7 protein-coding genes and 2 pseudogenes are annotated in these 13,215 nt (G+C 55.6%); 6 read left to right on the top strand and 3 right to left on the bottom strand.

Annotated elements, in window-relative coordinates:
* Positions 1-85 precede the first annotated feature (85 nt).
* Positions 86-1,438, bottom strand: coding sequence for a DUF1501 domain-containing protein (locus Mal52_RS08435; RefSeq protein ID WP_145375428.1), 1,353 nt, complete (start codon positions 1,436-1,438; stop codon positions 86-88).
* 330 nt (positions 1,439-1,768) lie between these two features.
* On the opposite strand from Mal52_RS08435, the gene Mal52_RS08430 reads away from it, so the two are divergent.
* Positions 1,769-3,250 carry an HTTM domain-containing protein gene (locus Mal52_RS08430; RefSeq protein WP_145375427.1) on the top strand — a complete coding sequence of 494 codons (1,482 nt, stop codon included), beginning with the start codon at positions 1,769-1,771 and terminating at the stop codon, positions 3,248-3,250.
* A 287-nt stretch (positions 3,251-3,537) separates the two neighbouring features.
* Positions 3,538-4,980, top strand: a complete 1,443-nt coding sequence (locus Mal52_RS08425) for a DUF1501 domain-containing protein (protein ID WP_145375426.1) — start codon at positions 3,538-3,540, stop codon at positions 4,978-4,980.
* 96 nt (positions 4,981-5,076) lie between these two features.
* Here the strand turns inward: Mal52_RS08425 and Mal52_RS08420 are convergent.
* Together Mal52_RS08420 and Mal52_RS30185 are read right to left on the bottom strand one after the other, a co-directional pair.
* Positions 5,077-5,952, bottom strand: a pseudogene (locus tag Mal52_RS08420) (IS630 family transposase); the annotation flags it as partial.
* Positions 5,835-6,098, bottom strand: a pseudogene (locus Mal52_RS30185) (helix-turn-helix domain-containing protein); the annotation flags it as partial. The pseudogenes Mal52_RS30185 and Mal52_RS08420, both read right to left, overlap by 118 nt.
* Before the next feature lie 993 nt (positions 6,099-7,091).
* Between Mal52_RS30185 and Mal52_RS08415 the strand changes: the two are divergent.
* The 4 genes from Mal52_RS08415 (at position 7,092) to Mal52_RS08400 (ending at position 13,187) form a co-directional block, all read left to right on the top strand.
* Entirely contained in the window at positions 7,092-8,387 is a 1,296-nt protein-coding gene (locus Mal52_RS08415) for a twin-arginine translocation signal domain-containing protein (RefSeq protein WP_145375425.1), read from the top strand.
* Positions 8,388-8,880: 493 nt separating this feature from the next.
* Positions 8,881-9,828: an IS110 family RNA-guided transposase gene (locus Mal52_RS08410; RefSeq protein ID WP_197534660.1), complete on the top strand. Its 948-nt coding sequence runs from the start codon at positions 8,881-8,883 to the stop codon at positions 9,826-9,828.
* Between the two features lie 228 nt (positions 9,829-10,056).
* A complete protein-coding gene (locus Mal52_RS08405) occupies positions 10,057-11,517 on the top strand; it encodes a hypothetical protein (RefSeq protein WP_145375424.1) in 1,461 nt (486 codons plus the stop codon).
* Positions 11,518-11,741: 224 nt separating this feature from the next.
* Positions 11,742-13,187 carry an Ig-like domain-containing protein gene (locus Mal52_RS08400; protein WP_145375423.1) on the top strand — a complete coding sequence of 482 codons (1,446 nt, stop codon included), beginning with the start codon at positions 11,742-11,744 and terminating at the stop codon, positions 13,185-13,187.
* Positions 13,188-13,215: the final 28 nt, after the last annotated feature.

The raw sequence follows: 13,215 nt of genomic DNA, 5'->3' as shown, positions 1-13,215 counted from the left end.
CCCCCCGGCGGAGCCGGGGGCTAAAAGACGGTGTCCCACCACAATCGTCCCATCAGCCCCCGGCTCTGCCGGGGGGTCACCGCGCTCACGTGGCTCCGGTGTACAACACGTCCATCACTTTGCCCTCGTTCAGATATCGCGGCCGGTTCTCGCGATCGGGGACCATGATGTGCGGATCGATGCCCAACGATGTGAAGATTGTCGCGCCAATATCGTTGGGGTGATACGGAGTCGTCATCGGATACGCGCCAATCGCATCCGATTTCCCAATCACCTGCCCGCCACGCACGCCGCCACCGGCAAACACGGCTGTGTAGCCCATCGCCCAGTGATGGCGACCCGGCACCGATTGTCCCGCCAGCGGCGATATCCGCGGTGTCCGTCCGAATTCACCGACGCAGATCACCAACGTCTGATCCAACAGCCCGCGTTCGCTCAGATCGTCCAACAGAGCACTCACGCCCGTATCGAGCGCCGGCAACATAGTCTTCAGCCGCGGGAAGTGGTTCACGTGGGTATCCCACGATTGCACTCTCCCCATGTTGCACTGAATGACCGGCATCTCCAACTCAACTAACCGTCGGGCCAATAGCAACGTTTGGCCGTACTGATGCCGCCCATAACGATCGCGCGTCTCCGCGGGTTCGAGATTGATGTCCAGCGCCTGTTTCAGCTTCGAGGAGGTCAGCATCGACATCGCCAATTCCTGTTCACCGGCGTACTTTTGCCCTGCTGGCGAAGTGCTCACGCCTGTCGGCGTCCCTTCGATGGTCTGCAGCAACTGTTGCCGGTGCTTCAACCGTCCGACATCCAACCCGTCGATCAATGACAGGCCATTGACCTTATACTTTTCACTATTGGGATCATCCTTGAGCACGAACGGATCGTACTTGGGACCTAGAAATCCAGCATGCTGCCCCGGCCAGACCAACACGCCTTCGATGAGCGGATTGGGCAAGGTCACTTGGCTCGGCAATTTATCCGCCCGCGGCCGCAAGTAGGAAACCGACGAACCAATGGACGGCCAATCAGACCGCTTCAGTGATTTGTCCTGATTTGAATTGCCGGTGAATGGTTGCACGGCCCCGGTCAGCATATTGTGCGTTCCGGAGAGATGGCGGTTATCGCCATGCGCCATCGATCGCACGATCGCCAATTTCCCCGCCCGCTCCGCAAGTCCCGGCATCTTGTCGGAAAAATTAATGCCCGGCAATGCGGTGGCGATCGGCCCGAATTCTCCTTTGATTTCAGGAGATTCCGGTTTGGGATCGAACATATCGATGTGACTGCCGCCGCCGGTCAAAAACACCAGCACCACAGATTTTACGCGGCTCTCTTTCGCCGTCGCTGCAACGGACCGCTGTTGCAAAATTTGCGACAGACCGAGTCCGAAGAATGACGAACAACCAATTTGCAAAAGTTCACGACGATGAAACATCGCGGCTCGTCTCCAATGACGCGAATGGCAGTTGTAAAATCGAAACAACGAAAGACAGCAGCAAGCAACGACGCACTGCAGCTTGAATACTTTAGCTGCGGCACTCAGTCTATCATATAGAAATCCATTGATATATGCGAGGAACCGATAATCTCGGGGAACAAGTCTCAGGGCTCAATTCTGACAGTCGAGCAACAACTCAGAACTGAGCAGAGAAGAATTCCGGCAACAGACGTGATATGCTGAAACAATTATCGACGATGACCGCGGTCCTGAAGACAAATTCGCGGGGCACAGAATCACGGCGGAACATCAGAAAGGCAATATTCCATGACGCAAGCGGATGAGCAACATGCCACAGCCTCACAGCCATCCGCGTCATGGCGGCAGCGGTTGTGGGAACCGTGCGACAGCGCGTCTGTGGTCTTCTTCCGAGTCGCGTTTGCCAGCATGGCGTTGTGGCACATTGGACTGGTCCTCACTTCCGGCTGGATCGACTATTACTTCACCAATCGACCGTATCACCTCAGTTTTTTTGGTTTTGAATGGGTCCAGGCGCTGGGTGGCACCGGCATGTGGCGGATTCATCTGCTGATGGGATTGGCCGCGTTGGGTGTCGGCCTCGGAGCATTTTATCGTCTGAGTGCGATATTATTCTTTGTCACTTTTACATACACACTGTTGGCCGAAGCAGCGCTCTACCAGAATCATTACTACTTAATGAGTCTGCTCGCCTTTCTGTTCATCTTGATTCCGGCACATCGTTCTTTTTCGGTCGATGCTTTAGTGTTTCCCGACAAAGCCAGCCCGTTCCTGCCCAACTGGTGCCGCTGGAGTTTGATGTTCCTCATCGCCCTGCCCTATTTCTATGGAGGGATTGCCAAACTCAATGGCGACTGGCTACAGGCGATGCCGATGGGCATCTGGATTCCCCAAAAAACGCACATCCCGATCATCGGCCCCTATCTCGCCCAACCTTGGGTGGCCTGGGCTTTGAGCTATGGGGGCCTGGTCTTGGACCTGACAATCGTGCCTTTGCTGCTATGGCGGCGGACGCGATTGTTCGCGTATCTCGCGGTGGTCATCTTCCACCTGATGAATTCGGTGCTGTTCAAAATCGACATCTTTCCCTGGACGATGATTCTGCTAACCACCATCTTTTTCGCCCCCGACTGGCCGCGGAAACTGTTGCGGCGCCCCTCGCTGAAAATCCCCAAAGCTGCAATCACCGCCAGCCATACGCCATCGCTGCTGCAACGCGCTACACTGGGCATTGTCGGGATTTTTGTTGTGTGGCAACTGATCTTTCCCTTGCGTCACTATGTGTATCCGGGAAATGCGCTGTGGACCGAAGAGGGGCAAAATTTTGCATGGCGGATGATGCTACACAACAAGGATGTCTTCATCCGTTTTTACGCCACCGACGGAGTGACAGGGAAAATCGTCCAGATTCCTGTGAGCAAGATGCTGACACAGCGACAATTGTTGGACATCGCCAAGTCACCCGAACAGACCGCGGCAGTCGCCCGGTTCTTGGCCGAGGGCGCCACCAAAGCGGGCCTTCAAAAGGTCGAGATCCATGCGGTATCGATCCTCTCGCTAAACGGTCGCAAACCGCAACTGATATTCGACCCGGATTTGGATCTACTGACAGTAGAGCGGAGTTGGAAACACCAATCTTGGATCACCCCACTGACAGAACCGTTACGAGCGGAACCATGGGACGTGCCCTCAAAGGAATGGCCCCAAGCGGTCGGAATCAAACTTCCTAAAGCGATGATTCCCCAACAACGGGCACCAACCGCCCGTTAGCAGCCCATTGAAAAACCAAAAACGTACGAGAGTCGGGTGCGATTGCAGGCTTGCCCAGCAGTGATTTTCCGGTCACACTCTTTGAACGGTCGAACAAGTCGCCCATGGCCCCTTTTTCAGGCGGGCTATTAGGCGCACAATCCCTGCCCGCGCTGACAAACGCACTACCGCAGCCTGCCGGTTGACTGTACAATCGAATAGCGAATCGCCGATACTTTTTAAGGATTGGCAATCCGCCCCTCCCTCCTCCACAAGCCCGCCGCTACGGTTGAATTAAGGACCTGCCCATGAGTTCACCCCACGTTGCTGCTTTGCAAACAAAAGGGATCAATACGCCGCTCTCCAGACGCTCATTCCTGGTCGCCTCCGGCATGGGATTGGCGGGAACGGCCTGGGGAACGACCGCCCCGGCAGCAGCGGCAAATGTGCCGCAAGGCCGCAAACTGGCCAAATCGACGATCCTGTTTTTCCTCTGTGGCGGATCCTCGCACATCGACATGTGGGATCTGAAACCGAAAGCCCCGATCGAATATCGCGGCCCCTTCGCTCCGATCGCCACCACCGCTCCCGGTATTGAACTCAGCGAACACCTGCCGCTGCTCGCGCAACAAGCGCACCATCTGAACATCGTCCGATCAGTCGGCGCCACGGTGAACACCAACGACCACCACGCCGGGTACTACCACAATCTCACGGGACATGCGCCGGACATCACCTTCGTAACATTGGGAAACAACCGCACACCGGTAGCAGACGATTGGCCGTTTATGGGTTCGGTCGTCGCCGCCAAAAAACCGGCTCGCCCGCAACTCCCCAGCGCGATCACCTTGCCCCACAAACCAAGCCGGGCACCCTACACCCGGCCGGGACAATTCGCCGCGCGGATTGGTCCTGAATTCGATCCGCTCTACATCAACGGCAGCCATGAAAATCCGCTTCAGTTCCATGCCCCCTCGCTGGTCCTGGATGGGGATGTCTCTCCCGAGCGGCTGACCAACCGCCGTGAATTGCTCAACACGGTCGATGCGGCCCGCCGCGATTTTGAAACAAACGCCTCCCCCAAAACTTGGTCCAACCAACAAAAACGAGCCGTGAATCTACTGCTCTCCTCCAGCACCACCGAGGCGTTCAACGTCGCCGCGGAACCAGCCGCCCTGCGAGAGCGCTATGGCGAAACCATCAATGGTATGAGCCTGCTGTTGGCGCGGCGACTGGTCGAAGCCGAAGTGCCGTTCATTACCGTCTTCTGGAAAGGGGACACGGCGCTGAACAAAAAATGCAAAAGCGCCGGCAGTTGGGACACACACGGCAACAACTTCAACTGCTTGAAAGAGAACCTGCTGCCGGAATTTGATCGCGGTTTTTCCGCACTGATCGAAGACCTGTCCGATCGCGGACTCTTGGACGAAACACTACTGCTGGTCAGCAGCGAAATGGGCCGCACGCCGAAAATTGGCGACCGTCGTTCCGGCGGCGTCGCCGGCGCCGGCCGTGATCACTGGACACACTGCCTAAGCAACGTCTTCGCCGGCGGCGGCATGTCGGGAGGGCAAGTCTATGGCGCCACCGACCGCTTCGCCCAATTCCCCGCCGACCGCCCCGTCACCCCCGCGCACATCGCCAAGACGGTCTACCACGCCATGGGGATCGACGACCTTGAATTCCACGACCGCGAAGGCCGCCCTTACGACGCCCTCCCCAACGGTTATCCGCTGACCGAATTGTTTTAGTTGTACGGTTCTATTAGCCACGGATTTTAATTAGCCACGGATTAACACAGATAAAACACGGATAAGTAAAAGTAGTGGTCCGTCTATCCTAAAATGTCAGGTATGTGGGTAAAGGTGTTGCAGTTTAATTCTTGCTGCTCGTGTTTTGAAACGCCAGCGTGCTGGTGTGGCGATTCGGTTGCGTCTTCGCTGCCAAGCGTCGATCTCTGCCGTCATCTGTTTTGCGCTGTCGAAGCGACGGCCGATGCATTGACGCGTCAAGACGCTCAGCTCCATCTCGGCCATGTTCAGCCAACTGCCATTGACCGGCGTGTGCACGATTCGCAAACGACGCGCCAGGCGATGCGCTCGCTCTGCATCGAAGGCACAGTACAGACTTGCAATGTCGTGCGTGTTCAGATTGTCGCACACCAGCGTGACGCGCTGGGCATGGGGATAATCCTCTTCCAACAGCTGCGCGATTTCTTCGCCCCAGTCGATGCGTGTCCGGCTCGCACGGCTGCTGACGCGTCGCCAACCGGCCAGAGGATTGTAAAACATAAACAAGGCGCGCACCCCTTGACGCTGGTAATGATGATCTTCCCGTCGCACGCAGCCGGGGCTCATCGGCAAAGCCGGATTGACATCGCTGACGATTTGCTTGGATGCTTCATCCATGCAAATCAACGGATGCGTTTCGTTGTACGTTTCGCAGTAGACGTCAAGAACTTTTTCCAGATGGGCCACGAATCGCGGGCGGTCCCGTTCTGGGATACAAAAGCGTTTACTTTGCCAGGGCTTGAGGCGATTTTTTTCAGACAACGGCGCACGGTCTCTGGGCAGACGGAAGTGACAACCTGCAACCGCCCCAATTCGTCTGCCAGCAATTTCAAAGTCCAACGCTGGTGTCCTTCCGGCGGATCGCTGCAACACAGCGTGATCAATTTGGCTTCTGCGGCGCCGTCCAGCTTCGGGGACACCGGCGGTGTGGTCCGCTGCTTGCGTTTCAAGGTTGGCAGCAAACCATCTTCGACAAATTTCTGCCGTACACGTCCTACTTGTTTTTCGGACAAGCCGACCGTCTGGGCGATATACCAATCTGGATTCCGGTCTTCTCCGCGTCGATCTTCATCAGCCATCAACAAGATCCGCGCACGCCGCAATTGGGCAGCGGGTACAGATCCACTACGAACTAAACGCTCCATTTCGCGACGTTCGGTCTCACTTAAACAAACTTCCCGTTTCCGATTCGAAGCTGGCATCCTTGCCTCCTAGAGTTCAGTATGAAATTCAAAGTCAACGAATGACACTTATAGCAGATAATGGACATTTTAGAATAGACGGACCAGTAGGTCATGCTGTGCATGACAAATCGCGAACGGCGAACGTTTGCACAAGGATCGTCATGCACAGCATGACCTATGACTGACCTGCCAAAAGCAACCATTCACTGGTTCCCAAGCTCCGCTTGGGAACCCTCTCAACCGAAGCTCTGCTTCGGTCGGTAAATCGTGTTGAACGACTGAGTTTGCCAAGGAACGAGCGAAGCGGAGCTTCGCAGTCGTGCGTTCCCAAACGGAGTTTGGGAACGAGAGAATAGCAACGTCCCTATGCCTAAGGGCGCCCATGAGTTGGAAACGCACATTCATACGTTCTACTCTGATCGGTATTGCTGTGCTGGGGACAATATTGGGGATTGGGATATGGAATTTTAACCAACCACCACACGCATATTATGCTGTCCAGAATCTCTCTCGCCATGCAACGAAGGAAGAGACGATCCGCATGCTTGGGTCCCCAGGAAGTGTTCAACAGAATGGAAAAGTCTTGGTATACACGAGGCTCCTGTCGTGGGGCATCTTGTATGTGAACCTTGATGGAGAGGGCAGGTATCTCAGCTATTCCTATGACAAATGACCAATGAAAAAATGGCTGGAACTTCGGAAGCAGTGCTCAGTAGGTCATGCTGTGCATGACAAATCGCGAACGGCGAACGTTTGCTCAAGGATCGTCATGCACAACATGACCTACGATTCAATATTACGTAATGTCTTGTTTTTTTATCCGTGTCTCATCCGTGTTAATCCGTGGCTAAGAAGCCATCCCACCCAAAAAAACCGGAGCCCCACCCCATGAATCCTCTCCATGACAATCTCTCCCGCCGTGGCTTTCTCGCTGGTTCATTGGCCGCCGGAACCGGTTTGGCGTTTTCGCCGTGGTCGCTTAAGGCGGACGAGACGAAGCCTAAGAAAAAGCTGGCCGTCGTTACCACTGAGTGGCGGTTTCACTCCCATGCTTGGCACATGGCGGAGCGGTTTTTGACCGGTTATCCCATCAATGGCAAATGGCATCACCCGCCGTTTGATGTCGTGACCGCTTACGTCGATCAATTCCCCGACAACGACCTCAGCCGCGGCCGCGCTAAAGAGTTCGGTTTCAAAATCACGCCCACCATTGCCGAAGCGCTGCGCAACGGCAAAGACAAACTCGATGTCGATGCTGTGCTGATCATCGGCGAACATGGCAAATACGACAAAAGCGACGTTGGCCAAACAAAATATCCCCGCTACGAATTCTTCAAAGCGGTCACCGATGTCTTTGCCGAAGACGGAAAAGTCGTCCCCATTTTCAACGACAAGCACCTGTCGTGGAATTGGGACTGGGCCAAAGAGATGGTCGACATCTCGCGCGAACAGAAGATCCCATTCCTCGCCGGTTCTTCGTTGCCGGTCACATGGCGGATGCCCTCCATCGATATGCCTTACGGCGCTGAGGTCGAGGAGATTATGTCGGTCGCCATCGGCGGCACGGACAGCTACGACTTTCACGCACTGGAAGTCATGCAGTGCATGGCCGAGCGACGCAAGGGAGGCGAAACGGGAGTGGTCTCCATGCAGGCTCTCCGCGGCGACGATGTCTGGGAAGCGATGGACGCCGGCCCCTGGAATGCGGGCGGTTGGGACCCCCAACTGTTCAAAGCCTGCCTGACCCGCACGCAAACCTTGGCCCAACCCGAGACCTACAGTCATCGCTACCCCACCACTGCTCAGATCCGGGAATGGGTCAAAAAGCCGATCGCCTACCGTTTCGAATACGCCGACGGCCTGAAAGGCACGATGCTACTCATGAACGGCTTGGTGAACGACTTCACCTTCGCCGCCAAGTTGAAGGGCCAAAAAGATCCGCTCTCAACGCTGTTCTATCTGCCCCCCAACCCCAACGTGGTCTACTCCGCCGCCCTGATGTCCAACGCCGAAAAGACCTTCCTCACCGGCAAGCCCCCCTACCCCGTCGAACGCACACTCCTGACCGGCGGCCTCGTCGAAGCGGGCATGCAATCGCTGGCGCAAGACAGCAAGAAACTGGAAACGCCGCACCTAGCGGTCGAGTACCAGGTGCCGGACAAAACGTTGTTCTGGGTGAGTTAAGGGCATTCAATATTAGCCACAGAGGTCTCAGAGGACACAGAGAACTTAGCGAGACGAAGCCTCAACCCAGCGTGTCCGTTATTTTCTTAGCCACAGATTGAACACGGATGAAACACAGATTTTCGGCGCGACTCCCCTAATTCCCAAACCGACCGCTTGCGGTCGCATTGTGCGCTCCGCATTGCGCACAAGCGATGACCGCTCGCAGTCCTTTGAGGTTTTTGTAAGAAACCCTCTGTGAACTCTGTGGCCTTGTATGTTGGATTTAACTGAAACAATTGATGTAATGGACATTGCCGTGGAAAAGGCTGCGCAGCGTAGCGAAGCAGGCTTTTCCACGGCGGCCGGCGGCAGATCGATCGTGCCCAGGTCCCCAGAGACCGTCACAGAGCGAGGTCGTCGTCGGCCTGTGGATTTTAGCCCGAACAGCCGCAAGAGCCGATCGCAACCTCGCGTCGCATCGAGCTCGCATTTGCAAGACAGGGACCGCTCCATGGACAGCTCTATTACTTCCTTTGTCGGCATCGACGTCGCCAAAAACTCTTTCGATCTGTGTCTCCTTCCGCAGGAAACACAACACTCCCTCACCTATGACACGCAGGACCTTGAGCATTTGCATCAACTCCTGCCCCAACCGGAAACCTGTTTGATCGTCCTCGAAGCCACCGGCGGATATCAGCAACGGCTCGTCGCCGAACTGGCTGCCGCCGGACATCTCGTCGCCGTCGTCAACCCCCGTCAGGTTCGCGACTTCGCCAAAGGTCTCGGCATCCTGGCCAAGACCGACCGCATCGACGCTCGCGTCATCGCCCGCTTTGGGCAGCACGTCCGCCCCAGAACGATTGCCGAAAACCACGAAAAACAAGAGGAATTGCAGCAACTCGTCACTCGACGACGACAACTGATCGACCTCAGAACGGCCGAAACAAACCGGCAGGAATTTCCCGTCGCGAAGATCGTTCAAAAAAGCATGCAACAGATGATTACGTTGCTCAACAAACAAATCAAAACCCTCGACAAGCAGATCGCCGAACTGCTCGAATCCGACGACCATTGGAAAGACAAAGGCAACATCCTCGCTTCCGTTCCGGGCGTCGGCACGGTCACAGTCTGCTCGCTCTTGGCCGAACTCCCGGAACTGGGGCTGCTCAACCGCAAGGAAATTTCCGCCTTGGCTGGCTTGGCACCGTTCAATCGTGATAGCGGACGCTTTCATGGCAAACGCTCCATCCGCGGCGGACGCGCCTCGGTACGCAACGCCCTGTACATGGCCGCTTTCAATGCTAAACGCTGCAATCCCATCATTGCAGACTTTGCAAAACGGCTTACAGACCAGGGCAAGCCGTTCAAAATCATGATGACCGCCTGCATGAGAAAACTCCTCGTCATCCTCAATACGCTCGTCAAAAACAATTCGATGTGGAACCCCAAATATGCCTAAAAAACAATTGACAACAAACACAGCCGCTCTGTGGCTAATCCAAATACGCCCAGACCATAGGAAACTCGAAAACCGTCTGCGTTTGTGCGTCGATGTGTTTTCAAAGACCGGCAGACAAATACCGATCGAAGCCTAATTTGGGGTGTAATCCACAAGAAATCATAGACAAAACCGACCGTCTCTAGGATCATACCAGCGAACACCCCCATTCGTGAAAGGCTCGCTGGCATGGTCGCTCTCCGCTCAATTGTTCCTGCTCTCTTGCTGTGTCTCGCGGCGGCTCAATCCGCGGCTGGTGATGATGCCCAAGCGCCGCAGCAGCCGGACATCGAACGCGTTGCATGCCGGGTGCTGGTCGTCGATTCCCACGGCGAGCCGGTGTCCGGAGCGATTGTCACTCCCTGGGCTTTGTGCCCGCGTCGCGAGCCGCAGGCGCATTGGGGGTGGAAAGAATCGCGTTTGGGTCCCCGTCCCCGCGCCAAAACCGACGACGATGGGAATGCGACCTTTAGGGTCCCGAAGTTCGCGATGGAAAAGGTTGAAGTCGGCCTCGTCACTTGGCAAGTCGATCATCGCGATTTCGTCATCTATCGAGGCGACCACAATATCAACGACGCCCCTGCCAAGATTAAACTGCAAGACGGCTACCGCATCGCCGCAACTGCCATCGATGCGGAGACAAAAGCGCCGATCAAAGAACATCTTTTCGCCCACAGGAACGGCGACCGGCATTTCGATTTCTCCGAATGGAAACTAGCGAAAAGCGGCGTGCTGTTATCGCGGACGTTCGATGCTGAGAATTTCCTACTACGGCTGATCGCCTTGCCACACGACGGACCGGCTCTCTATAGCGAATTACTCGCCCTCGACCGCGTTGAAAATGGCGGCCGCGTTTTTTTACGGAATATCCCGCTACATCGTGGTGTGCGTGTCCAAGGCAAAATTGATGATGCCATCCCTCGTCCCATCAAGGCGGGCAAGGTCATCGCCTACATCTCCGCCGGCCCGATTGTTGAGGACCCGCACCTGCAATTCGAATGGTGGTGGTGGGCGGACTACGTCGACATCGAACCAGACGGAACCTTTAAATTCGCATCGCTGCCTCGCGGCGACATCGTGCAACTGATCGCCGTGTGCGACGGCTGGGTCTCCCGCACGCCTACCAAGGCAGAGATCCAAACGGTCGTCCCCTGGAAATACGACCGCCATATGGGAAATCGCGTCCTCCCGCACGTCTTCGCACTGGATGAGGAGACGATCCAACCCATAATCGCGATGGACCGCACTGTGGCCTGTAAAATCACCGTGCTCGACACAGGAGGCAAACCGCTGCCCGACGCTGAAGTTTTGATGTGGCCGAATCAACTCTTACTGCGCGGCGGAGGCACACTTTTGGGCTTCGGCTTTCGCTTAAGTGACTTACTCCGCGCACTGGAACGCGGTGAAAGAGTGTCGCCCTTAACAAATTGGAAGTCCCCGTTCCAAGCCACGACCAATGCACAAGGTATCGCCAAAATCGACAACCTACCCAACAACAGCAATGTCGGACTCCTCGCCGAACACCCAAAATTTGTCCACCCCATCAAAAATAACCGCCGCTCCACCCACGTTGCCATGCAACCGGGCGAAACCACTGAAATCACGATCCGCATGGAACCCAAAGGCGAAAACATCCTCGGCGCCCCGTAAGCACGTAGCCCAAACGTCGGTGGGGATTAAAAAAACTCACGCAAAGCCGCGAAGACCGCAAAGATTTCGGAGGGACGCCGCTTTGTTATTCCTTGGCGAACTTTGCGACTTTGCGTGAGATCTTTTTTATCCGATGACCAAAAGACAACAGTCGGGGCAAAATGGATCAATGCCGCGAACCTCCTCGATTTGGAAAACTTCGCATCATGATGAAGACGTGTTCTATGGTTTGTGCAGTCTCACTACTGCTGATGACTGCCCATACTGCGGTCTGCGACGATGACAAAAAACCGGTCAACGAGAAACTGGAACGGGTCACCTGCCGTGTGCGTGTTGTGGATGCGTTGGGGAATCCGGTCCCAGGAGCGATCGTGATGCCCGTGGGCTTTCGAGCGCTCGCCCAGCCCAAAGGATACTACGAATGGGTAACCGAACGCTTTGGCACGCAACCCAAAGTCAAAACCGGTGCCGATGGGATTGCAGCAATCCAAATTCCCAAGTTCGCTAGGGAACAATTGGAAATCGGCCAAGTCTTTTGGATGGTGGATGATCCGGATCATGTGGTCTATACACAAGCCCACGCCATTCAAGATGACCCTACGGAAATCCGACTCAAGGATGGCTACCGCATTGCAGTCACAGCTATCGGTGCCCAGACCAACGAGCCGATCAAGCAACACTTATTTGCCGTCCAGAGCGGGCTCCCTGCTTCACTCGATCCTGAATGGCGGATGTCCAAAAGCGGGGTCCTGTTATCACGCGTATTCGATGCAGCACAGGTCTCGTTGCGACTGGTGGCGCTGCCTCCCGAAAGGCCGGCGATGTTCAGCGAGTTGATCACTTTGGACCGTGCCGAAGACGGTGGCCGCGTATTTTTGCGCAATGTGCCGCTCAAGGTGGGGACACGGGTGCAGGGTAAACTCGACCCCGCCGTCCCCCGACCTGTGATCGGCGGCAGGGTCAGTGCATTTATTACGGCTGGAGAACCACCCAACCCCCACGATCGACAGAAGCTTTGGTTTTGGTTTGATCAGACGGAAATCAAACCGGATGGATCATTCGAATTCGTATCGCTCCCACCCGGTGACATCGTGCAACTGGTTGCCATGTGTGACGGCTGGCTATCCAAATCGCCGACGACCGACGAGATTGACGCGATCGTCCCCTGGAAACAGAAAGAACGCCCGGACAAAAATCAGGTGATGCCTCAAGTCTTCTCCCTCAACAAGCCGACGATTCACCCCACAATCGAAATGTCCAAATCGGCCACATGCAAAGTCATGATTGTCGATCCCGCTGGCAATCGATTAGCCAATGCCAAGGTCACGATCGTAATTCTTCGTCGCTTATTGCGAACCGGCGGCGTGAATTTGAGCTACGGCTATCGCTCGACAGACATGTTACGAACACTACGACAGGGCAAAGATTGGAATTGGGAATCAGTCTGGAGTCGCAACGACTTCCAGGCAAAAACCGATTCCGACGGCATCGCCGTCCTACGCAATCTTCCGGGCAGCCGCAGCATCGGCCTGACCGCCACCCACGCGCACTTTGAATACACCACAGAAGAGGGCCGTCACTTCACAAAGCTTGAACTCAAACCGGGCGAAACGACCGAAATCACAATCCGCATGGAACCCAAAGGCGAAAACGAACTCGGCGCCCCGTGAGCACTTAGTCGGTTAGCCACAGATTGAA

This window comes from Symmachiella dynata, from assembly GCF_007747995.1.
GTDB classification, from domain to species: domain Bacteria; phylum Planctomycetota; class Planctomycetia; order Planctomycetales; family Planctomycetaceae; genus Symmachiella; species Symmachiella dynata.
The sequence above is the reverse complement of the archived record's forward strand: the minus strand, read 5'-3'. Positions and strand labels throughout refer to the sequence as shown.

What these genes read in the sequence shown, in the direction of transcription:
- Mal52_RS08435 (WP_145375428.1), bottom strand. Translation starts at nt 1,438, where the DNA reads ATGTTTCATCGTCGTGAACTTTTGCAAATTGGTTGTTCGTCATTCTTC.
- Mal52_RS08430 (WP_145375427.1), top strand. Translation starts at nt 1,769, where the DNA reads ATGACGCAAGCGGATGAGCAACATGCCACAGCCTCACAGCCATCCGCG.
- Mal52_RS08425 (WP_145375426.1), top strand. Translation starts at nt 3,538, where the DNA reads ATGAGTTCACCCCACGTTGCTGCTTTGCAAACAAAAGGGATCAATACG.
- Mal52_RS08415 (WP_145375425.1), top strand. Translation starts at nt 7,092, where the DNA reads ATGAATCCTCTCCATGACAATCTCTCCCGCCGTGGCTTTCTCGCTGGT.
- Mal52_RS08410 (WP_197534660.1), top strand. Translation starts at nt 8,881, where the DNA reads ATGGACAGCTCTATTACTTCCTTTGTCGGCATCGACGTCGCCAAAAAC.
- Mal52_RS08405 (WP_145375424.1), top strand. Translation starts at nt 10,057, where the DNA reads ATGGTCGCTCTCCGCTCAATTGTTCCTGCTCTCTTGCTGTGTCTCGCG.
- Mal52_RS08400 (WP_145375423.1), top strand. Translation starts at nt 11,742, where the DNA reads ATGGTTTGTGCAGTCTCACTACTGCTGATGACTGCCCATACTGCGGTC.